The 19,896-nt window shown below is 65.0% G+C and carries 23 protein-coding genes and 1 pseudogene; 15 read left to right on the top strand and 9 right to left on the bottom strand.

Annotated elements, in window-relative coordinates; translation table 11 throughout:
* From AC1RVW_RS28870 to AC1RVW_RS28850, 5 genes are all read left to right on the top strand, one after another.
* Positions 1-1,471: PhoH family protein (locus AC1RVW_RS28870; protein ID WP_493204081.1), on the top strand; the 1,471-nt coding region annotated here is incomplete at its 5' end.
* A gap of 152 nt (positions 1,472-1,623) precedes the next feature.
* The gene (locus AC1RVW_RS28865) at positions 1,624-1,995 is read left to right on the top strand and encodes a VOC family protein (protein WP_106933890.1); all 372 of its coding nucleotides are present in this window, start codon (positions 1,624-1,626) and stop codon (positions 1,993-1,995) included.
* A 6-nt stretch (positions 1,996-2,001) separates the two neighbouring features.
* A complete protein-coding gene (locus AC1RVW_RS28860) occupies positions 2,002-2,451 on the top strand; it encodes an EVE domain-containing protein (protein ID WP_493204079.1) in 450 nt (149 codons plus the stop codon).
* Positions 2,452-2,466: 15 nt separating this feature from the next.
* The gene (locus AC1RVW_RS28855; RefSeq protein WP_493204077.1) at positions 2,467-2,916 is read left to right on the top strand and encodes a GyrI-like domain-containing protein; all 450 of its coding nucleotides are present in this window, start codon (positions 2,467-2,469) and stop codon (positions 2,914-2,916) included.
* 30 nt (positions 2,917-2,946) lie between these two features.
* Positions 2,947-3,657 carry a helix-turn-helix transcriptional regulator gene (locus tag AC1RVW_RS28850; protein WP_081270467.1) on the top strand — a complete coding sequence of 237 codons (711 nt, stop codon included), beginning with the start codon at positions 2,947-2,949 and terminating at the stop codon, positions 3,655-3,657.
* Positions 3,658-3,663: 6 nt separating this feature from the next.
* On the opposite strand, the gene dnaB is transcribed toward AC1RVW_RS28850, so the two are convergent.
* The 7 genes from dnaB to ppsA form a co-directional block, all read right to left on the bottom strand.
* The gene (gene dnaB, locus AC1RVW_RS28845; RefSeq protein WP_081270468.1) at positions 3,664-5,067 is read right to left on the bottom strand and encodes a replicative DNA helicase; all 1,404 of its coding nucleotides are present in this window, start codon (positions 5,065-5,067) and stop codon (positions 3,664-3,666) included.
* A 170-nt stretch (positions 5,068-5,237) separates the two neighbouring features.
* The gene (rplI, locus tag AC1RVW_RS28840) at positions 5,238-5,690 is read right to left on the bottom strand and encodes a 50S ribosomal protein L9 (protein ID WP_081270469.1); all 453 of its coding nucleotides are present in this window, start codon (positions 5,688-5,690) and stop codon (positions 5,238-5,240) included.
* Positions 5,691-5,702: 12 nt separating this feature from the next.
* The gene (rpsR, locus tag AC1RVW_RS28835; RefSeq protein WP_007830781.1) at positions 5,703-5,984 is read right to left on the bottom strand and encodes a 30S ribosomal protein S18; all 282 of its coding nucleotides are present in this window, start codon (positions 5,982-5,984) and stop codon (positions 5,703-5,705) included.
* Positions 5,985-6,005: 21 nt separating this feature from the next.
* A complete protein-coding gene (gene priB, locus AC1RVW_RS28830; RefSeq protein ID WP_081270470.1) occupies positions 6,006-6,320 on the bottom strand; it encodes a primosomal replication protein N in 315 nt (104 codons plus the stop codon).
* A 4-nt stretch (positions 6,321-6,324) separates the two neighbouring features.
* On the bottom strand, positions 6,325-6,699 hold the full coding sequence (rpsF, locus tag AC1RVW_RS28825; protein ID WP_081270471.1) for a 30S ribosomal protein S6: 375 nt from the start codon (positions 6,697-6,699) through the stop codon (positions 6,325-6,327).
* A gap of 116 nt (positions 6,700-6,815) precedes the next feature.
* Complete coding sequence (locus AC1RVW_RS28820) at positions 6,816-7,286, bottom strand: hypothetical protein (protein WP_493204073.1); 471 nt, start codon at positions 7,284-7,286, stop codon at positions 6,816-6,818.
* A gap of 125 nt (positions 7,287-7,411) precedes the next feature.
* Positions 7,412-9,805: a phosphoenolpyruvate synthase gene (gene ppsA, locus AC1RVW_RS28815; RefSeq protein ID WP_285414506.1), complete on the bottom strand. Its 2,394-nt coding sequence runs from the start codon at positions 9,803-9,805 to the stop codon at positions 7,412-7,414.
* Between the two features lie 177 nt (positions 9,806-9,982).
* Between ppsA and ppsR the strand changes: the two genes are divergently transcribed.
* A complete protein-coding gene (gene ppsR, locus AC1RVW_RS28810; RefSeq protein WP_081270474.1) occupies positions 9,983-10,810 on the top strand; it encodes a posphoenolpyruvate synthetase regulatory kinase/phosphorylase PpsR in 828 nt (275 codons plus the stop codon).
* Between the two features lie 75 nt (positions 10,811-10,885).
* On the opposite strand, the gene ahpF is transcribed toward ppsR, so the two are convergent.
* Together ahpF and ahpC are read right to left on the bottom strand one after the other, a co-directional pair.
* Positions 10,886-12,442 (bottom strand): alkyl hydroperoxide reductase subunit F, encoded by a 1,557-nt coding sequence (ahpF, locus tag AC1RVW_RS28805; protein WP_081270475.1) that lies wholly within the window; start codon positions 12,440-12,442, stop codon positions 10,886-10,888.
* A gap of 91 nt (positions 12,443-12,533) precedes the next feature.
* A complete protein-coding gene (gene ahpC, locus AC1RVW_RS28800) occupies positions 12,534-13,097 on the bottom strand; it encodes an alkyl hydroperoxide reductase subunit C (RefSeq protein WP_007830764.1) in 564 nt (187 codons plus the stop codon).
* Positions 13,098-13,358: 261 nt separating this feature from the next.
* On the opposite strand from ahpC, the gene bfr reads away from it, so the two are divergent.
* The 9 genes and pseudogenes from bfr to AC1RVW_RS28755 form a co-directional block, all read left to right on the top strand.
* Positions 13,359-13,835, top strand: a complete 477-nt coding sequence (gene bfr, locus AC1RVW_RS28795; RefSeq protein ID WP_493204070.1) for a bacterioferritin — start codon at positions 13,359-13,361, stop codon at positions 13,833-13,835.
* 120 nt (positions 13,836-13,955) lie between these two features.
* A complete protein-coding gene (locus AC1RVW_RS28790) occupies positions 13,956-14,600 on the top strand; it encodes a PepSY-associated TM helix domain-containing protein (RefSeq protein ID WP_493204068.1) in 645 nt (214 codons plus the stop codon).
* Positions 14,601-14,666: 66 nt separating this feature from the next.
* A complete protein-coding gene (locus AC1RVW_RS28785; protein WP_493204083.1) occupies positions 14,667-15,167 on the top strand; it encodes a DUF2271 domain-containing protein in 501 nt (166 codons plus the stop codon).
* A 55-nt stretch (positions 15,168-15,222) separates the two neighbouring features.
* Positions 15,223-16,032 carry a DUF4198 domain-containing protein gene (locus tag AC1RVW_RS28780; RefSeq protein WP_493204066.1) on the top strand — a complete coding sequence of 270 codons (810 nt, stop codon included), beginning with the start codon at positions 15,223-15,225 and terminating at the stop codon, positions 16,030-16,032.
* A gap of 116 nt (positions 16,033-16,148) precedes the next feature.
* Positions 16,149-17,051, top strand: coding sequence for an FAD:protein FMN transferase (locus AC1RVW_RS28775; protein ID WP_493204064.1), 903 nt, complete (start codon positions 16,149-16,151; stop codon positions 17,049-17,051).
* Entirely contained in the window at positions 17,048-18,418 is a 1,371-nt protein-coding gene (locus AC1RVW_RS28770; protein WP_493204062.1) for a sulfite reductase subunit alpha, read from the top strand. Before AC1RVW_RS28775 ends, AC1RVW_RS28770 begins: the two co-directional genes overlap by 4 nt.
* A 94-nt stretch (positions 18,419-18,512) precedes the next feature.
* Positions 18,513-19,190: a Fe2+-dependent dioxygenase gene (locus AC1RVW_RS28765; RefSeq protein ID WP_493204060.1), complete on the top strand. Its 678-nt coding sequence runs from the start codon at positions 18,513-18,515 to the stop codon at positions 19,188-19,190.
* A 114-nt stretch (positions 19,191-19,304) separates the two neighbouring features.
* Positions 19,305-19,577: a (2Fe-2S)-binding protein gene (locus tag AC1RVW_RS28760; protein WP_493204058.1), complete on the top strand. Its 273-nt coding sequence runs from the start codon at positions 19,305-19,307 to the stop codon at positions 19,575-19,577.
* Between the two features lie 110 nt (positions 19,578-19,687).
* Positions 19,688-19,896: pseudogene (locus AC1RVW_RS28755) on the top strand (energy transducer TonB); the annotation flags it as partial.

Raw genomic sequence — 19,896 nt, 5'->3', positions numbered from 1 at the left:
GGCACCTGTCGCCTCGGCGCCGCAAAGTCCCGCCCGCCCCAAGCGCAGCAAGTCCGCCGGCCCCGCCAAGCTCTTCGTGCTCGACACCAACGTGCTGCTGCACGACCCGATGTGCCTGTTCCGCTTCGAGGAGCACGACATCTTCCTGCCGATGATCGTGCTGGAAGAGCTCGACGGCCACAAGAAAGGCACCACCGAAGTCGCCCGCAACGGCCGCCAGACCAGCCGCACGCTCGACGCGCTGGCCGCCGCGCAGGATGCCGACATCGACAAGGGCCTGAAGCTCGACACCACCGGCCACCGCGAAGCCGGCGGCCGGCTGTTCTTCCAGACCGCACCGCTCGACTACTCGCTGCCGGTCAGCCTGCCCCAGGGCAAGGCGGACAACCAGATCCTCGGCGTGGTGCAGGCGCTGCGCGACGAGTACGCCACCGACAAGCCAGGCAAGCCGAAGCAAGAGGTCGTGCTGGTGTCGAAGGACATCAACATGCGCGTCAAGGCGCGCGCGCTCGGCCTGGCCGCCGACGACTACCAGAACGACAAGACGCTGGAAGACGGCGACCTGCTCTACGCCGGCTCGCTGGCCCTGCCCCCCGACTTCTGGACCCGCCAGAGCAAGACGGTCGAAAGCTGGCAGAGCGGCAGCAACACCTTCTATCGGATCAGCGGCCCGCTGGTGCCCAACCTGTACATCAACCAGTTCGTGTTCTTCGAAGCGCCAGGCGAGCCGAGCATGTACGCGCGCGTCACCGAAATCCGCGACAAGACCGCGGTGCTGAAGACGCTCAAGGACTACAGCTCGGGCAAGAACGCCGTGTGGGGCGTGAACACCCGCAACCGCGAGCAGAACTTCGCGATGAACCTGCTGATGGACCCGGAGATCGACTTCGTCACGCTGACCGGCACCGCCGGCACCGGCAAGACCCTGATGGCGCTGGCCTCCGGCCTCACGCAGGTGCTGGACGACCGCCGCTACACCGAGATCATCATGACCCGCGCCACCGTGAGCGTGGGCGAAGACATCGGCTTCCTGCCCGGCACCGAAGAAGAAAAGATGGGCCCCTGGATGGGCGCGCTCGACGACAACCTCGAGTTCCTGGCCAAGGGTGACGGCGGCGGTGCCGGCGAGTGGGGCCGCGCGGCCACCAACGAGCTGATCCGCAGCCGCATCAAGGTCAAGAGCATGAACTTCATGCGCGGGCGCACCTTCCTGAACAAGTACGTGATCATCGACGAGGCGCAGAACCTGACGCCCAAGCAGATGAAGACGCTGATCACGCGCGCAGGCCCCGGCACCAAGATCATCTGCATGGGCAACCTCGCGCAAATCGACACGCCGTACCTCACGGAAGGCTCCTCCGGCCTGACCTTCGCGGTCGACAAATTCAAGGGCTGGCCGCACGGCGGGCACATCACGCTGGCGCGCGGCGAACGCTCGCGGCTGGCCGATTTCGCGAGCGACGTGCTCTAGCCTTCGCTTCGTCCCGCACAGGGCCCGCGCATGCTCCCCGGAGCATGCGCGGGCTTTTTTTCGACCTGCCGACAGGCTACTGACAAGACGCTGTCAGTAGCCCGCCAGCACCATCGAGGCTCCTCAACAACACACGAAAGAGAGCCCTCCAAATGCAAAACGCCATCAGCTGGTTCGAGATCCCGGTCGCCGACATGGACCGCGCCCAGGCCTTCTACGAGACCGTACTGGGCCGCAAGCTGCGTCGCGAGACCTTCGGCGCCGACACGCTGGCCGTGTTCCCCCACGACAAGCCCGCCACGGGCGGCGCCCTGCAAGCCGGCGCGAGCGGCAGCGCACGTGCAGGCACCGGAATCCGCATCTACCTCGACTGCACGCCCGGCATCGACGCCGTGCTGGCACGCGTCGAGGCGGCTGGCGGACAGATCGTGGGGGCCAAGTCCGCGCTGCCTCCGGGCATGGGTTTCATCGCCTACATGCGCGACACCGAAGGCAACGAAGTCGGCCTGCACGCACCGGACTGAACCACCATGACGCAGCGAAACTGGATCGCCGTGGCCAGCGCCGAGCATGCCCGGCGTGGCCGCGACCACCGGCCCACTGGCTTCATGCAGGTGGGCCACGGCAAGCATGCGCCGCTCAAGCGGCTGTCGCCCGGCGACCGCGTGGCCTACTATTCGCCGGCCACGGTCTTCGGCGGCACCGACAGGCTGCAGAGCTTCGTCGCGATCGGCATCGTGCAGTCGGGCGGGCCGTACGAGTTCGACATGGGCAACGGCTTCGTGCCGTGGCGCCGCGACGTGGCATATGCCGCGTCGCATGAAGCGCCCATCGCGCCGTTGATCGAACGGCGCGCATTCATCGAGAACCCCAGGCAGTGGGGCTACAAATTCCGCTTCGGCATGTTCGAGGTCAACGATGACGACATGCGGCTGATCGCCCAGGCCATGAAGGCGGAAACGAAGACACTATCGTTCTGAGGAGAAGAAAGAAACATGGAACCCATCCGCCAGCACGTCGACGCCTTTCGCGTTTCGGGCATTACCGTGCGCACCACCAACCGCGAAGAGAGCACGCCGGCCACCGCGCGCCTCGGCGCGCTGTGGGGACGCTTCTTCGGCGAAGAAACTTACGCGTCGACACCGAACCGGACGGCGGACATCCGCATCTTCAGCGTCTACTCGGGCTACGAGTCGGACGCCGATGGCGCGTTCGACGTGACCGCCGGTGTCGCCGTCTCGAACGGGCAAGGCAGCATTTCCGTCGAAGCCGGCGACTACCTCGTCTTCACCGGACAGGGCGAGATGCCGCACATGGTGATAGCCGCCTGGCAACGCATATGGCAATACTTCGAGACGCACCCGGAGGTCACACGCAGCTACAGCAGCGATTTCGAGGCCTATGAAGGACCGGACAAGGTGGCGATCCACATCGGCGTCGCCTGAGCCCCGGAAAGAGCTGAACGGAACAAGCCGATGCGCCGCGCCGACCGCCTCTTCCAGATCGTGCAGCTCATTCGCGGGCGGCGCCTCACCACGGCCGCCTTCCTGGCGCAGCGGCTCGAGGTGTCGGAGCGAACGGTGTACCGCGACGTGGCCGACCTGCAGCACCAGGGCGTGCCCATCGAAGGCGAGGCCGGCATGGGCTACCGGCTGGGCATGGGCTTCGAGCTGCCGCCGCTGATGTTCACGCAGGACGAGGCGTCGGCCCTGGTGGCTGCCGCGCGGATGGCGCAGAGCTGGGTCGATCCGGCGCTCGCACGCGACATCGAGACCGGCCTCGGCAAGATCCTGTCGGTGCTGCCGGCGGCGGCGCGGGTGTCGGCCGAGGCGCTGGCGCTCTACGCTCCCGCCATGGGCCTGGAACCCGCCCTGCGTGCGCGGCTGCAGACGCTGCGCGAGGCCGTGCAGTCGCGCAACAAGCTGCGGCTGGCTTACCGCGACGTGTCGGGCGACGCCAGCGAACGCACGGTGCGGCCGCTGGGCTGCTTCTACTGGGGCAAGGTGTGGACGCTGTCGGCGTGGTGCGAACTGCGCGACGATTTCCGCGGCTTCCGGCTGGACCGCATGGACGCGATCGACATGCTGCCCGATCGTTTTCGCGACGAGCCCGGCAAGACGCTGGCCGACCTGCTTCGCACCTTCAAGGTCGAGAAGGTGCAGGGGCAGATCGTGCCGATCAAGTAGGCCCGCTCAGTACTGCTCGTTGTTGCTGTAGCCGGCCAGGTTCTCGAACTTGGTGAGCGGCTTCAGGAAGGCCAGCTTGACGGTACCCGTGGGGCCGTTGCGGTGCTTGCTGATGATCACCTCGGCCACGCCCGGCTCCTTGCTGTTCTTGTCGTAGTAGTCGTCGCGGTAGATGAACATGATGATGTCCGCGTCCTGCTCGATGGCGCCGGATTCGCGCAAGTCGCTCATCATGGGGCGCTTGTCGGTGCGGCTCTCGACGCCGCGGCTGAGCTGCGACAGCGCGATCACCGGGCACTTCAGTTCCTTGGCCAGCATCTTCAGGCCCCGCGAGATTTCGCCCACGGCAGTGGCGCGGTTCTCGTCGGAGCTGCTGGTCGACATCAGCTGCAGGTAGTCGACCACGATCAGGCCGAGCCGTCCGTACTGGCGCGCCAGCCGCCGCGCATTGGCGCGCAGTTCGCTGGTCGAGAGGCCCGGCGTCTCGTCGATGTGCAGCGACACCGTGCGCAGCTTCTCGATGGCCTCGGTCAGGCGCGGCCACTCCTCGTCGCTGAGCTTGCCGGTGCGCAGATGGCCCTGGTCGATGCGGCCGATGGAGCCGACGATACGCACCGCAAGCTGGGAGGCGCCCATTTCCATCGAGAACACGGCCACCGGCAGGCCTTCGTCGAGCGCCACGTGCTCGGCGATGTTGATGGCGAGCGAGGTCTTGCCCATCGACGGACGCGCAGCCAACACGATCATGTCGCCGGGCTGAAGGCCCGAGGTCATCTTGTCGAAGTCGTGGAAGCCGGTGCGGATGCCCGTGATGTCGTTCGGGTTCTCGGCCATCTCGGTCACGCGGTCGAGCAGCTCGACCACCAGGGCATCCATGCTCTGGAAGCCCTGCTTCATCCGCGTGCCTTCTTCGCCGATGTTGAAGATCTTCTGCTCTGCCTCGTCCAGGATCTTGTCGACCGGCTTGCCCTGCGGGTTGAAGGCCTGCGTCGCGATCTCGTCGCTGGCGGACACCAGTTTTCGCAGGATCGAGCGCTCGCGCACGATCTCCGCATAGCGCCGGATGTTGCTCGCGCTTGGCACGTACTGCGCGAGCGAGTTCAGGTAGACCAGCCCGCCGATCTCGTCGGCCTTGCCGAGGTTCTGCAGCTGCTCGTAGACCGTGATCACGTCGGCCGGCTTGCTCGCATTGATCAGCCCGCCGATGGCGGCATAGATCAGCTTGTGTTCGTGCCGGTAGAAGTCGCCGTCGACCAGCAGGTCGCCCATGCGGTCCCAAGCCCCGTTGTCGAGCAGCAGCCCGCCGAGCACGCTCGATTCGGCCTCGATGGAATGAGGCGGAATGCGCAGTTGGGCGATCTGGCGGTCGGCCGACGGGTCATTGTCGGCATAGGAGAAAACGGCGGACATGGACTTCCCTTGCAACCCTGCATGCTAAGCCGCGCACGCCGATGCGTGTGTGGACAAGGTTGTGAATAAACGGTGATCTTCCAGTGCAATGCGCTGGAAAACACGTGCGCGAAAAAAGAAAAGCCGCCCGAAGGCGGCTTCTGCTGCAGCGCACAAGGCGCTGTGAGCGATCAGGCGGTTTCGCCGTAGACCGTCACGGTGATGTCGACCACCACGTCGGTGTGCAGGGCAACGCTCACGGTGCTGTCGCCGACGACCTTGATCGGGCCGTTGGGCAGGCGAACCTGCGACTTGACAACCTTGTAGCCTTGCTTGCCCAGCTCTTCGGCGATGTCGCCGTTGGTGACCGAGCCGAACAGACGGCCGTCGACGCCGGCCTTTTGCGTCAGCTTGATGGTCGTGCCACCGAGCTTTTCGCCTTGAGCTTGCGATTCAGCCAGCTTGGCGGCCGCAGCCTTTTCGAGTTCGGCGCGCTTGGCTTCGAATTCGGCCTTGTTGGCAGCGGTGGCACGGCGGGCCAGGCCCGTCGGGATCAGGAAGTTGCGAGCGTAGCCGTCCTTGACCTTGACGATATCGCCCAGGGCACCGACGTTGACAACCTTGTCCAGAAGAATGATTTGCATGTTCTCGACTCCTTAGACGCGGTGCTGGTCGCTGTACGGCACCATGGCCAGGAAGCGCGCGCGCTTGATGGCGGTGTTCAGCTGGCGTTGGTAGATCGCGCGCGTGCCGGTCAGGCGGGCGGGGATGATCTTGCCGTTTTCGCTGATGAAGTCACGCAGCGTGTCGATGTCCTTGTAGTCGATTTCTTCGACGCCAGCGACGGTGAAGCGGCAGAAGCGCTTGCGCTTGAACAGCAGCGACTGGGTGTTGCGCTTCGGGCGCTTGTCTTTGTTGAATTTCTTGAACGTGGCCATTTGAGGACCTCTTTTCGAAAATTAATCTTGCTGAAAATCCTGGATATGCAGGACCGGATGCTTGCCGTTGCCCGGTGTCGCGAGAAAGCCCTGAAAACGCCAGAGACTCCCCATCGACTGCTTTGCGAGCCGTTCGGCGATTGCGCCGAAGGCCACGGCCTTGAGGGCCGTCTTGACCTGCCGGGGCTTGCCCTCTTCCTGGAGCGTCGACTCGTGTTCGAGCTTCAGGTCGATGGCGGGCAAGCCGGCCGGCGTGAATCGCAAGGCTCCGAGTTCGGCAACGGAGGCGGACAGCAGAAGCTGGTTGACCCCGGTTGCCGCAGCGGCAGCAGTCACACCATCAGTTGTTGTTGGCGGCGTACTCGGCCTGCTGGGCCTTGCGGGCCTCTTCGCGCTCGACCGTCTTCATCATCGACGAAGGACCGGTTTCGGCCTTCTTCTTCTGGACGGTCAGGTGGCGCAGCACGGCGTCGTTGAACTTGAACGCGTGTTCCAGTTCGGCCATCACGGCTTGTTCGGCTTCGATGTTGACGCACAGGTAGTGCGCCTTGTTGAGCTTGTTGATCTGGTAAGCCAGCTGACGGCGGCCCCAGTCTTCAACGCGGTGGACATTGCCGCCGCCGGCCGTGATCAGGCCCTTGTAGCGCTCCAGCATGGCCGGAACTTGTTCGCTCTGATCCGGGTGGATCAGCAAAATGATTTCGTAGTGACGCATGGCACTCCTTGTGGATTCTTCCGAAGAAGAGGAAAAGCCACCTGCAGCGTCGGGCGCAGTGTGGCAAGGCAAAGCCGGCGATTATAGCCCTGTATTCCGCACCCCGGCAAGGCGGCTCAGTCGCCCAGGGCCTTGTCCAGGGCTGCGGCCTTCTCCGGGCCGACCGCGGCACGGATCTTCGGCGCCAGCGCCACCAGGTCGTCGTAGCTGGTCGTGCCCTCGACCTGGAGGTTGAGCCGGAAGCCCATCAGGCCCAGGCTGCCGGTGAGCTGGGTGGCGATGGGATAGGCGTCCTTGTAGCGCTGCTGCTTGCTGCGGCCGGAGCCGCTGGCGGCCGGCTTCGGCTCCTCGGCAGGGGCCGGGCCCGCGGCAACAGGCTGCGCGGCCTTGCCGCCCACAGGCTCCAGCACGCCGAGCGAGATCATCTGATCGATGTCCTCCCGCGAAATGCCCATGCCCGCGGCGAGCACTTCATCGACCGACCGCTTGCCGTCGAACAGGATGAACGCCGAGCGCTGGCGCGGCGACAGCGGGACCGAGCGGTCTTTGAGGGCCTGGTGGCCCGCTTCGGTCTTGAGAAGAATCATGGTGGTCCCCGTTCCGGGATGCGCCCGTGAGTTCCCTCAAGTCTGGCAGCAAATACGCAATTTGTTTCAAAAACAGGCCGATGACGCGGGAATCCCCCATGGGGGATTTCCGCAATCCACGGGCTTCAGCGCTTGGCGAGTTGTTGCCAGGTGTCGATCACGCTGTCGGGGTTCAGCGAGATCGACTCGATGCCCTGCTCCGCCAGCCACAGCGCGAAGTCGGGGTGGTCGCTGGGGCCCTGACCGCAGATGCCGACGTACTTGCCCTGCGCCTTGCAGGCCTTGATGGCGCGGCTCAGCATGGCCTTCACGGCAGGGTCGCGCTCGTCGAAGTCGGCGGCCAGCAGTTCGAGGCCCGAGTCGCGGTCCAGGCCCAGGGTGAGCTGCGTCAGGTCGTTCGAGCCGATCGAAAAGCCGTCGAAGAACTGCAGGAACTCGTCCGCCAGGATGGCGTTGCTGGGCACCTCGCACATCATGATCAGCTTGAGCTCGTTCTCGCCGCGCTTCAGGCCGTGCTCGCCGAGCAGGCCGGTCACGCGCTCAGCCTGGCCCAGCGTGCGCACGAAGGGCACCATGATCTGCACGTTGGTCAGGCCCATGTCGTTGCGCACACGCTTCAGCGCCTCGCATTCCATGGCAAAAGCTTCGCCGAAATCGGCGCTCAGGTAGCGCGCTGCGCCGCGGAAACCCAGCATCGGGTTCTCTTCTTCCGGCTCGTAGCGGCTGCCGCCGATCAGCTTGCGGTACTCGTTCGACTTGAAGTCGGACAGGCGCACGATGACCGGCTTGGGCCAGAACGCCGCCGCGATGGTCGCGATGCCTTCGGCCACCTTGTCGACGTAGAACGCGCGCGGCGAGGCGTGGCCGCGAGCCACCGACTCGACGGCCTTCTTCAGGTCGTTGTCGACGTTCGGATAGTCGAGGATCGCCTTCGGGTGCACGCCGATGTTGTTGTTGATGATGAACTCCAGGCGGGCGAGGCCCACGCCGTGGTTCGGCAACTGCGCGAAGTCGAAGGCGAGCTGCGGGTTGCCCACGTTCATCATGATCTTGAGATCGATCTCGGGCATCACGCCGCGCTGCACTTCGGTCACTTCGGTCTCGAGCAGGCCGTCGTAGATGAAGCCGGTGTCGCCCTCGGCGCAGCTCACGGTCACCAGGGTGCCGTCTTTCAGCAGGTCGGTGGCGTCGCCACAGCCGACCACGGCCGGAATGCCGAGTTCACGCGCGATGATGGCCGCGTGGCAGGTACGCCCGCCACGGTTGGTGACGATGGCGGCGGCGCGCTTCATCACCGGCTCCCAGTTGGGATCGGTCATGTCGGTGACGAGCACGTCGCCGGCCTGCACCTTGTCCATTTCGCTGATGTTGTGCACCAGCCGCACGGGGCCGGTGCCGATCTTCTGGCCGATGGCGCGGCCTTCGGCCAGCACCGCACCCTTGCCCAGCAGCTTGTAGCGCTGCTCGGCCTTGCCCTGCTGCTGGCTCTTCACCGTCTCGGGCCGCGCCTGCAGGATGTAGAGGTGGCCGTCGGTGCCGTCCTTGCCCCACTCGATATCCATCGGGCGGCCGTAGTGCTCCTCGATGACCAGCGCATACCTGGCCAGTTGCTCGACGTCGGCGTCGCTCAGCGAGTAGCGATTGCGCTGCTCGGCCTTGACGTCGGTGGTCTTCACCAGCTTGCCGCTCGCCTTTTTCTCTTCGGGCGTCGCGAACTCCATCTGGATCAGCTTGGAGCCGAGGTTGCGGCGGATCACGGCCTTCTTGCCGGCCTTGAGGGTCGGCTTGTGCACGTAGAACTCGTCGGGGTTCACGGCGCCCTGCACCACCGTTTCGCCCAGCCCGTAGCTGGAGGTGATGAACACCACGTCTTCGAAGCCCGATTCGGTGTCGATGGTGAACATGACGCCGGCGGCGCCGAGGTCAGAGCGCACCATGCGCTGCACGCCGGCCGACAGCGCGACCACGTCGTGCTCGAAGCCCTTGTGCACGCGGTAGCTGATGGCGCGGTCGTTGTAGAGGGAGGCGAAGACCTCCTTCATCTTGTGCAGCACGTCGTCGATGCCGACCACGTTCAGGAAAGTCTCTTGCTGGCCGGCGAACGAGGCGTCGGGCAGGTCTTCCGCGGTGGCGGAGGAACGCACGGCGAACGACGCGGCCGGGTTGCCAGCGCTCAGCGTGGCAAAGGCTTCGCCGATGGCTTTCTGCAGGTCGGCCGGGAACGGCTGGGCCTCGACCATGGCGCGGATCTCGGCGCCGGCGGCGGCCAGCGCGCGCACGTCTTCGGTGTCCAGCGCGGCCAGGCGCTTGCTGATCTTGTCGGCCAGGCCGTCGTGGGCCAGGAACTGGCGGAATGCGTGCGCCGTGGTCGCGAAACCGGTCGGCACCCGCACGCCCTGCGGCAGCTGCGAGATCATTTCGCCGAGGCTGGCGTTCTTGCCGCCAACCGCCTCGACGTCGGTCATTCTCAGGTTTTCAAACGGTACGACCAGGGCGGTCGCGTCGAAAAGTGCAGACATGGGGAAGCTCCAGAAGTTGAAACCGGTGCCGCATGCAGACGGCGCGGCACGATCGTTGTCGTTGCTTTGGGTGCGGGCGCGGTGTGCATGGAAAGAATTGGGGCCGGGAAGCGGATTCCCGATAATGGCCCGGATTGTAGGCGTGGCGAGGTTGCCCGCGCCGCAGGACAAGGCCGCATGACCACGCATTCACGCACAGTTTTCTTCATTTCCGACGGCACCGGTATTACCGCGGAGACCTTCGGCAACGCCGTTCTGGCCCAGTTCGAGATGAAACCGCGCCACGTCCGGCTGCCTTTCACCGACACGGTCGACAAGGCCCACCAGGCAGTGCGGCAGATCAACCACACCGCCGAACTCGAGGGCGTGCGCCCCATCGTCTTCACCACGCTGGCCAACATGGACGTGCTGGAAGTGATCGAAACCGGCTGCAAGGGCATGCTGCTGGACATGTTCGGCACCTTCGTGCGGCCGCTGGAAATAGAACTGGGCGTGAAGTCCAACCACCGCATCGGCCGCTTCAGCGACGTCAGCAAGAGCAAGGAATACAACGACCGCATCGCCGCGATCGATTTCAGCCTGCAGCACGACGACGGCCAGAGCAACCGCGACCTCGAAGGCGCCGACGTGATCCTGGTGGGCGTGAGCCGCAGCGGCAAGACGCCTACCTCGCTCTACCTGGCAATGCAGCACGGCCTGAAAGCGGCCAACTATCCGCTGATCCCGGAAGACTTCGACCGCCGCCAGCTGCCGCCGGCCCTGACGCCGCACCGCAAGAAGATCTTCGGACTGACCATCCAGCCCGACCGGCTCAGCGAGATCCGCAACGAGCGCCGGCCGAACTCCCGCTACGCCAGCCTCGAGAACTGCCGCCACGAGGTGAGCGAGGCCGAGGCGATGATGCGGCGCGCCGGCATCCGATGGCTGTCGACCACCACCAAGTCGATCGAGGAAATCGCGACGACGATCCTGCAGGAACTGCGGCCCGAGCGGCTGACGTACTGATTCCGCTGTCTTCTGGATAGCAAAAAGCGCCCGGCTGGCGGGCGCTTTTTCATGGCTGGCTGGACCGACGCGCCCTCAGGCAGGAGCCGATGTGCGAATCAGGTGATCGAACGCGCCCAGCGCCGCCTTCGCGCCGTCGCCCGCCGCGATGATGATCTGCTTGAACGGCACGGTGGTGGCGTCACCCGCCGCGAACACGCCCGGCACCGAGGTCTGGCCGCGTGCGTCGACGATGATTTCGCCGTGCTTCGACAGCTCGACCGTGCCCTTGAGCCAGTCGGTGTTGGGCACCAGGCCGATCTGGATGAACACGCCTTCGAGCTCAACCGTCTTCAGTTCGCCAGTCGCACGGTCCTTGAAGACTAGGCCGTTGACCTTCTGGTCGCCGGTGATCTCGGTGGTCTGCGCATTGGTGAAGATGTCGACGTTGTTCAGGCTCTTGAGCTTGCGCTGCAGAACGGCGTCGGCGCGCAGTTGCGTGTCGAACTCGATCAGCGTGACGTGGCCCACGATGCCGGCCAGGTCGATCGCCGCTTCGACGCCCGAGTTGCCGCCACCGATGACCGCGACGCGCTTGCCCTTGAACAGCGGGCCGTCGCAGTGCGGGCAGTAGGCCACGCCCTTGTTCTTGAACTCGTGCTCGCCGGGCACGTTGATGTTGCGCCAGCGCGCGCCGGTCGAAATGATCACGGTCTTGCTCTTGAGCGAGGCGCCGCTTTCGAGCTGCACCTCGATGAGGTCGTTGCCCGGCACCAGTGCCTTGGCACGCTGCAGGTTCATGATGTCGACCTCGTAGTCGCGCACATGCTCCTCGAGGGCGTGGGCGAACTTGGGTCCTTCGGTTTCCTTGATCGAGATGAAGTTCTCGATGCCCATGGTGTCGAGCACCTGGCCGCCGAAGCGCTCCGAGGCCACGCCGGTGCGGATGCCCTTGCGCGCGGCATACACGGCTGCCGCGGCGCCGGCCGGGCCGCCGCCGACGATCAGCACGTCGAATGCATCTTTGCCGGCAATCTTCTTCGCTTCGCGCTCGACGCCGCTGTTGTCGATCTTGGCGAGGATTTCTTCCAGGCTCATGCGGCCCTGGCCGAATTCGGTGCCGTTCAGGAACACGGTCGGCACGGCCATGATCTGGCGCTCCTTGACCTCTTCCTGGAAGGTGCCGCCTTCGATCATGGTGGCGCGGATGCGCGGGTTCTGCACCGCCATCAGGTTCAGCGCCTGGACCACGTCGGGGCAGTTGTGGCAGGTGAGCGAGACGTAGATTTCGAACTCGAAGTCGCCGTCGAGCGCCTTGATCTGGTCGAGCACGGCCTGCTCGACCTTCGGGGGATAGCCGCCGATCTGCAGCAGCGCAAGGATCAGCGACGTGAATTCATGGCCCATGGGCAGGCCGGCAAAGCGCGGGCCGTGGTTTTCGCTCGGGCGGTTGATGGAGAACGAGGGCTTGCGGTGGTTGTCGTCGCGGCTTTCGGTCAGCTTGACCAGCGGGGACACATCAGCCACGTCCTTCAGCAGCGACAACACTTCGCCCGAGGCCTTGCTGTCGTCGAGCGAGGCGACGATCTCGATCGGCTGCGTGGCGCGTTCGAGGTAACTCTTCAATTGGGCTTTGGTGTTTGCGTCGAGCATGAGGAACTCTCTTTCGATAACTGGAAACTATCAACTGGGGGACAAAAAAGCCCGGGGCCTCGTGAGCGCCCGGGCTTTCGCACCGGGATGCTTAGATCTTGCCGACGAGGTCGAACGACGGAGCGATCGTCTTGTCGCCCTCGTTCCACTTGGCCGGGCACACTTCGTTCGGGTGAGCGGCGGTGTAGACGGCTGCCTTGAGCTTGCGCAGGGTTTCCTTGACGTCGCGGGCGATTTCGTTGGAGTGCACTTCGGCCGTCTTGATGATGCCTTCAGGATTGATAACGAAGGTGCCGCGCAGCGCCAGGCCTTCTTCGGGGATGTGCACGCCGAAAGCGTTGGTCAGCGTGTGGGTCGGGTCGCCCACCAGCGGGAACTTGGCCTTGCCGACGGCCGGCGAGGTGTCGTGCCAGACCTTGTGCGAGAAGTGCGTGTCGGTGGTCACGATGTAGACCTCGGCACCCAGCTTCTGGAACTCGGGATAGTTGTCGGCCGCGTCTTCGACTTCGGTCGGGCAGTTGAAGGTGAACGCCGCCGGCATGAAGATCAGCACAGACCACTTGCCCTTGAGCGTCTCGTCGGACACGTCGATGAACTTGCCGTTGAGGTAGGCCTGGGTCTTGAAGGGCTGGACTTGGGTGTTGATCAGGGACATTGAAATTCCTTAGATGCTGCGGTTGGACAAAGATAAGTGCGAGCCATTAGTATAACTACCAATCGCACACAATCAATAGCTGGTAACTATTAAAAGTATTGGAGCTTGCTATGTTCACGATGGCTGCGAAACGCCGTTGGATGTGAACCAATACGAACGTGTATCAGCATCACACGCATGCAGACCGGCGTAGCATGGGATTGCTTGCAAGCGCGCGTACGCTCCTCTGACAATCCCCTCTTTCAGAACAAGGAAAAAGTCATGAAGGGCGACCCCAAGGTCATCGAACATCTGCAGGCGCAGCTCAAGAACGAGCTGACCGCAATCAACCAGTATTTCCTCCACTACCGCATGCTCAAGCACTGGGGCCTGGACAAGCTGGCGAAGAAGGAATACGAGGAATCGATCGGCGAAATGAAGCACGCCGACAAGCTGATGGACCGCATCTTCATGCTCGACGGCCTGCCCAACCTGCAGGACCTGGGCAAGCTGAACATCGGTGAAGACGTGCCGGAGCTGCTGCGTTGCGACCTCGGTGCCGAGACGGGCGCGCAAGCCACCATCAAGGACGGGATCGCGCATTGCGAATCGGTGCGGGACTATGTGTCGCGCGATCTGCTCCAGGAGATCCTGGACGACACCGAGGAGCACATCGACTTCCTCGAAACCCAGATCGACCTGATCGACAAGGTCGGCCTGCAGAACTACCTGCAGTCGCAGATGGGCGAACTCGACTAAGCAAGGCTTCCGCGCCTGCCAGCCAACGGGACTTCGGTCCCGTTTTTTATTGCTTTACGTAACTTAACCAACCTCAATTAGCAGTCATTCTCATTTGCGCAGATAGAATCCGCGCCTTCGATGACTGCCGCCCGCCCTGACAACCGACGCCGCGCCTACTGGCTCAAGACCCTGCATGAATGGCACTGGGTCAGCTCCGCGATCTGCCTGATCGGCATGATCCTGTTCAGCGTCACGGGTTTCACGCTGAATCACGCCGGCCAGATCGAGGCCAAGCCGGCCGTCACCAGGCTCAGCGGCACGGTCGACGAAGCCTTGCGCGCGCAGCTCGAAAAAAAGTTGCCAGCCGCCAAGGCCGAGAAGGGCAAGGCCCCCCTGCCCTTGGAACTCCAAGCCTGGGTCCAACAGCACTGGGACATCGCCACCGCCGGCCGCGACGCCGAATGGTCGGACGACGAAATCTATCTTTCGCTCCCGCGCCCAGGCGGCGACGCCTGGCTGCGCCTGAACCTGGCCGACGGCGAGATCGAATACGAGCGCACCGACCGCGGCTGGCTCTCCTACTTCAACGACCTCCACAAGGGCCGCAACACCGGCGCCGCGTGGAGCTGGTTCATCGACATCTTCGCGGGCGCCGCGCTGGTCTTCTCGATCACCGGCCTGTTCATTCTCAAGATGCACGCCGGCAACCGTCCGTTCACCTGGCCCATGGTGGGCATGGGACTGGTGGTGCCGGTGCTGCTCGCGCTGCTGTTCATTCACTGATCCATCCGTCGTTTTCACAAAAAAGAGGTTCCCGTGCACGTTCGCTACTCACTCGCGCCGCTTGCCATGTCGGCACTGTTCGCGGCTCCGGCCTTCGCTGCCGGGCTGGCGGTCAACATCGAGATTCCGCGGCTGAATGTCTCCGAATACCACCGCCCCTACGTGGCGACCTGGATCGAGCGCGCCGACAACACGGTCGCCGGCACGCTGGCCGTCTGGTACGACGTGCGCACCAAGACGAACAACCCCGAGGGCGAAGGCACGAAGTGGCTGAAGGACCTGCGCCAATGGTGGCGCCGCGGCGGCCGTGAACTCGCGGTGCCGGTCGACGGAATCACGGGCGCCACCAAGCCAGCCGGCAAGCATCAGTTGAGCTTCACCGAAGGCTCGGCCCAGATGCCCAAGCTCGCGCCCGGCGCCTACAAGCTGGTGGTGGAGGCCGCTCGCGAAGTGGGCGGCCGCGAAGTCGTGAGCATTCCCTTCCAGTGGCCGCCGACCGCCGCCGCGCAGCCGACCGCTTCCGGCAAGGAAGAGCTGGGCGAGATCAAGCTCGAACTCAAGCCCTGACCGAGCCGCCCGACCGCCCCTTACCGCCAGCCCGTCACTTCCAGGATCCAACAACATGAACCATCTCAACCTGCGCGCCGCCAGCCTTGCCATCGCCCTCAGCGCCATCGCCTCGCTGGCCCAGGCGCACAACGCCTGGCTGCTGCCCTCGTCCACCGTGTTTTCCAAGGCCGACACCGTTTCGGTCGACGCCGCGGTGTCGAACGACCTGTTCGTCGCCAACCACGCGCCGCTGCGCCTGGACGGTCTGCAGATCACCGCGCCCGACGGCAGCACCGTCAAGCCCGAGGCCGAAGCCAAGCTCAAGCTGCGCAACGTGTTCGACGTGAACGTGGCACAGACCGGCACCTACCGCATCGCAGTGGTCAACGCCGGCGCGTTCGCGAGCTGGAAGGACAAGGCCACCGGCCAGACCAGGCGCGCACGCGGCACGGCCGAGAGCATTGCCAAGGAAGTACCGGCCGATGCAACGGAAGTGACGATCACGCAGTCGTCCGGCCGCATCGAGACCTTCGTGACCGTCGGCAAGCCTTCGGCGCTCAAGCCGGTCGGCCAGGGCCTGGAACTGGTCTCCGCCGGCAGCCCGACCGACCTGGCCAAGGGCGAGAAAGCCACCTTCACGCTCAACCTCGACGGCCAGCCCGCGAAAGACCTCGAAGTGACCGTGACGGCAGGCAACACGCACTACCGCGACAAGCTCGAGGAAATCAAGCTCAAGACCGACGACAAGGGCCAGTTCAGCGTGACCTGGCCGGCCGCCGGCATGTACTGGCTCGACGCCAGCACCAAGGACAACAAGACCACCGTGCCGCAAGCCAGGGAACGCCGCCTGAGCTACGCCGCCACCCTCGAAGTGATGCCCTGACGCGGCAAGCGCCCTTGGGACTTTCGTTCAGCACCTGGCGCGCCGGCGGCTACGCCAACGCCGCCGTCCCTCGCCCCGCCGACCCTGCCAGTCTCCAGCAGTTGGCAGGCCAGACGATGGGCACCACCTGGTCGCTGCGGTTCGACAACCCGCGGATGCTGCCGCTGGCGGCGGTACGCGCGGCTGTCGAGGGCGCGCTGGGCGTCGTGGTCGCGCAGATGAGTCACTGGGAACAGGATTCGGACATCAGCCGGATCAACCGTGCGCCCGCCCGGTCGCGCCATGTGCTTCCGAAAGAGTTCGCCGAGGTGATGCGCTGCGGGGCAAGCTGGGCAGCTGCCAGCGGCGGGGCAATCGATCCGACGGTGGGACCTCTTGTCGCCTGCTGGGGCTTCGGGCCTTCGGCGGATGAATCCGGATTGCCTTCCGCGCAGGCTCTTGCCGCGGCACGCTCGCACGTCGGCTGGCAGCGGTTGGCCTTCGATGCAGCCGAAGGCTCGCTGACGCAGCCGGGTGGCGTGGCGCTCGACCTTTCCGGCATCGCCAAGGGCTTCGCGGTCGATCACGGTACGCAGGCGCTCCGGGCTTTGGGCCTCGCCGATTTCCTGTTTGAAATAGGCGGCGAGCTGCGGGGCGTCGGGCGGCGTCCCGGCAGGCAGCCGTGGCAGGTGCAGGTCGACACCGGCCTTGCAGCCGCGCAGCGCATCGCGTTGGCCGACTTGGCCGTTGCGACCTCCGGCGACCAGTGGCACCAGCGGGCGCACGAAGGCAAGCGCTGGTCGCACACCATCGACCCGCGCACCGGGGAGCCGGTCGCCCATGCGCTGGCCAGCGTCACCGTGCTGCATGCGCAGTGCATGGAAGCCGACGCACTGGCCACCGTGCTGACCGTGCTGGGGCCCGACGAGGGGTGGAACTTCGCGGAACAGCACGGTGTTGCCGCGTTGTTCGTGAGTCATGGCAATCCATCGCCCACTATGCGAGCCACGAGCGACTGGCCCGCACAAGCCCGGTCATGAACGAGGCCGCCTGGCGCGCGCTCGGCGCGAGCTCTTCCGTGATCGCCTATGGCGCGCTGTGCACCGCCATCTATATGCGCGAGCGCCGCAGAAAAGCGGCAGCCTTGCGTGCCGCCGCCGCGCTGTCGGCCGGCAGCCGCTACGAGCCGCCCACGCTCGTGGTTTTTGCGAGCCAGACAGGCCAGGCGGAAACCATCGCCTGGCAGACGGCCAGGCAGTTGCGAGCGGCCGGCACTGCTGTGCGGGTGATGGAGATGAACACGCTCGATGCCGCGACCCTCGTCGCCGCCCGCAAAGCCGTCTTCATCGCAAGCACCTACGGCGAAGGCGATGCGCCCGACGGCGCCAGCGTCTTCTGCGAGCAAGTGATGGGTTCGCCGCAGCCATTGAGGTCGCTCCGCTACGCAGTGCTGGCGCTGGGTGACCGGCAATACGCCAACTTCTGCGGCTTCGGGCGTGCGCTTGACGAATGGCTGCAAGCTGCGGGCGCCGAGCGCGAGTTCGAGCGTGTCGAGGTCGACAACAGCGATCCGGCCGCACTGGCCGTATGGCAAGCCCGGTGGGGTTCTTCGGCGGATGCCGCGCCCTCCGCCGAAGAGCAAGGCAGCGCCTTCGCGCAATGGCGGCTGACCAGCCGGGAACTGCTCAACCCCGGCAGCGCCGGCGCCCCGGTCTTTCATCTGGGATTGGTGCCTCAGGCCGGTCCGATGCCGCAATGGGCCTCCGGCGACCTGGCGCAAGTGGCGGTCGCGAGCGATCCCTCGCATCCTCGCGACTATTCGATCTCGTCCCTGCATTCCGACGGCGAACTGCAACTCCTCGTGCGGCAGGAACAGCATCCCGACGGCACGCTGGGCGCCGCGTCGGGCCTGCTCACGTCCACCCTCGCGGTCGGTGACAGCGTGGCCGTGCGCCTGCGGCCGCATCGCGGCTTTCGCATAGATGGCAACGAGGCCCGGCCGCTGATCCTCATAGGAAACGGCACGGGCCTGGCGGGGCTGCGCGCCCACCTGCGCGCACGGGCCGCCGCGGGCCAGCACGAAAACTGGCTGGTATTCGGCGAGCGCCAGCAAGCCCACGACTTTCTCTACCGCGACGAAATCGACGCCTGGCAGGCGCAGGGCGTGCTTCGACGCCTCGACATGGTGTTCTCGCGCGACCAGCCGGAGCGCTTCTACGTACAGCACCGGCTGCTGCAATCGGCCGACACCTTGCTGCAGTGGCTGAAGGACGGCGCGGCGATCTACGTCTGCGGGAGCCTGCGGGGCATGGCCTCGGGCGTGGACGCCGCTTTGCGCCAGATCGCCGGCGAGGACCTGGTCAGTGAACTATCGGCGAGCGGACGCTACCGTCGCGACATCTATTGAACGATCGGCCGCCGCAGCCGGGCTCGTCCGAGGCGGTGCGACACTGGAACCCCGGCCCATGCCGGAGCTTTTTTGACTGCGGGATTCCCTACAAATGATGCTGCATGTGCCCGGGGTACTGAGCCCCGACCAGGTTCGCCAGATGCGCGCCGCGCTCGACGCCGCCCCATGGACCGATGGCCGCGAGACCGTCGGCGACCAGGGTGCCCAGGTCAAGCGCAACCGGCAGTTGCCGGAACAATCTCCGGTCGGCCGCGAGCTCGGCAAGACGGTGTTGGCGGCGCTGGCCCGGAATGCCCTCTTCTTCTCGGCCGCGCTGCCGTTGCGCTTCGTGCCGCCGCTGTTCAACCGCTACGAAGGCGGCGAGAACTACGGGGTGCATGTCGACGGTGCGGTAAGAGCCGTGCCCGGCGGGGAGCAGCTGCGGACCGACTTGTCCTGCACCCTCTTTCTCTGCGAGCCGGAGGACTACGACGGCGGCGAACTGGAAGTGATAGACACCTACGGCTCGCACGAAGTGAAGCTGCCTGCCGGCGATCTCATTCTTTATCCGGCCAGCAGCCTGCACCGGGTGCATCCCGTTACCCGGGGCGCGCGGGTTTGTTCGTTCTTCTGGCTGCAGAGCATGGTGCGCAGCGACCAGCAGCGCGGCATGCTTTTCGAACTGGACCAGAGCATCCAGAAGCTGCGGGCGCGGCTTGGCGAGTGCGAGGAAACCGTGGCGCTCACCGGCCACTATCACAATCTTCTGCGGCTCTGGTCGGACGTCTGAATGCTGCAAGCGGGCGTTGCAGGAATCGGTAACACCATAGTTATTGCAAATGCGATAAATTCTTATTTATAATCAGCCACATCCAACAGCCAGCCAACTGCCGCTTTCACCGCCATGATCGTTTGCGTCTGCCGCCGAGTCTCCGACCGCGAAATCGCACGTCACGTGCGCGCGGGCATGACCTTCGACGAAGTCCAATTCGAACTCGGCGTGGCCACCCAGTGTGGCCAGTGTGAAGGTTGTGCGCGCGATATCGTCGCGCAGTGCAGCGCTTCGCACCCGGTCGCCGCCTTGAATTGCGAACCGGGTCCGAGGGCGATCCAGCTTGCCAACTCCATCAAGGAAAGCAAGGCATGGAACTCGTCTCGGCGCTCGGCGGCAGCCTGATCCTGGTCGCAGGCTCGGTCTGGTGGATTTTCCGAAAATAGCGCAGTTAGCGTCTTCGTAGCGGTTTTGCTGCAATCGTGGCACTTTCTTGAGTGCCCGCATTCGAATGGTTGATCGTGTCTGATCGCTTTGCCCCTCCCCCCTCCGTCCTCGGCCTTTCCCGCAATGTCGTCATTGCCGGCAGCGTCATCGTCTTTCATGCGGCAGCGCTCTGGGCACTGCAAAGCGGGTTGCTCCGGCGCGCTGCCGAAGTGGTGATTCCGGTCGAGATCCTGAGCCAGTTCGTCGAGCCGCCGAAACCGAAGGCCGATCCCCCTCC

Source organism: Variovorax sp. MPBD4-3, from assembly GCF_058809745.1.
Note: the sequence above shows the minus strand (reverse complement) of the source record. Positions and strands in the feature narration are given on the sequence as shown.

What these genes read in the sequence shown, in the direction of transcription:
- AC1RVW_RS28820 (WP_493204073.1), bottom strand. Translation starts at nt 7,286, where the DNA reads ATGATTCTTCTCAAGACCGAAGCGGGCCACCAGGCCCTCAAAGACCGC.
- AC1RVW_RS28850 (WP_081270467.1), top strand. Translation starts at nt 2,947, where the DNA reads ATGCGCCGCGCCGACCGCCTCTTCCAGATCGTGCAGCTCATTCGCGGG.
- rpsF (WP_081270471.1), bottom strand. Translation starts at nt 6,699, where the DNA reads ATGCGTCACTACGAAATCATTTTGCTGATCCACCCGGATCAGAGCGAA.
- AC1RVW_RS28770 (WP_493204062.1), top strand. Translation starts at nt 17,048, where the DNA reads ATGAACGAGGCCGCCTGGCGCGCGCTCGGCGCGAGCTCTTCCGTGATC.
- AC1RVW_RS28860 (WP_493204079.1), top strand. Translation starts at nt 2,002, where the DNA reads ATGACGCAGCGAAACTGGATCGCCGTGGCCAGCGCCGAGCATGCCCGG.
- AC1RVW_RS28775 (WP_493204064.1), top strand. Translation starts at nt 16,149, where the DNA reads ATGGGCACCACCTGGTCGCTGCGGTTCGACAACCCGCGGATGCTGCCG.
- AC1RVW_RS28765 (WP_493204060.1), top strand. Translation starts at nt 18,513, where the DNA reads ATGATGCTGCATGTGCCCGGGGTACTGAGCCCCGACCAGGTTCGCCAG.
- ahpC (WP_007830764.1), bottom strand. Translation starts at nt 13,097, where the DNA reads ATGTCCCTGATCAACACCCAAGTCCAGCCCTTCAAGACCCAGGCCTAC.
- ppsA (WP_285414506.1), bottom strand. Translation starts at nt 9,805, where the DNA reads ATGTCTGCACTTTTCGACGCGACCGCCCTGGTCGTACCGTTTGAAAAC.
- AC1RVW_RS28785 (WP_493204083.1), top strand. Translation starts at nt 14,667, where the DNA reads ATGTCGGCACTGTTCGCGGCTCCGGCCTTCGCTGCCGGGCTGGCGGTC.
- ahpF (WP_081270475.1), bottom strand. Translation starts at nt 12,442, where the DNA reads ATGCTCGACGCAAACACCAAAGCCCAATTGAAGAGTTACCTCGAACGC.
- AC1RVW_RS28865 (WP_106933890.1), top strand. Translation starts at nt 1,624, where the DNA reads ATGCAAAACGCCATCAGCTGGTTCGAGATCCCGGTCGCCGACATGGAC.
- AC1RVW_RS28780 (WP_493204066.1), top strand. Translation starts at nt 15,223, where the DNA reads ATGAACCATCTCAACCTGCGCGCCGCCAGCCTTGCCATCGCCCTCAGC.
- bfr (WP_493204070.1), top strand. Translation starts at nt 13,359, where the DNA reads ATGAAGGGCGACCCCAAGGTCATCGAACATCTGCAGGCGCAGCTCAAG.
- AC1RVW_RS28790 (WP_493204068.1), top strand. Translation starts at nt 13,956, where the DNA reads ATGACTGCCGCCCGCCCTGACAACCGACGCCGCGCCTACTGGCTCAAG.
- rplI (WP_081270469.1), bottom strand. Translation starts at nt 5,690, where the DNA reads ATGCAAATCATTCTTCTGGACAAGGTTGTCAACGTCGGTGCCCTGGGC.
- AC1RVW_RS28760 (WP_493204058.1), top strand. Translation starts at nt 19,305, where the DNA reads ATGATCGTTTGCGTCTGCCGCCGAGTCTCCGACCGCGAAATCGCACGT.
- AC1RVW_RS28855 (WP_493204077.1), top strand. Translation starts at nt 2,467, where the DNA reads ATGGAACCCATCCGCCAGCACGTCGACGCCTTTCGCGTTTCGGGCATT.
- dnaB (WP_081270468.1), bottom strand. Translation starts at nt 5,067, where the DNA reads ATGTCCGCCGTTTTCTCCTATGCCGACAATGACCCGTCGGCCGACCGC.
- ppsR (WP_081270474.1), top strand. Translation starts at nt 9,983, where the DNA reads ATGACCACGCATTCACGCACAGTTTTCTTCATTTCCGACGGCACCGGT.
- rpsR (WP_007830781.1), bottom strand. Translation starts at nt 5,984, where the DNA reads ATGGCCACGTTCAAGAAATTCAACAAAGACAAGCGCCCGAAGCGCAAC.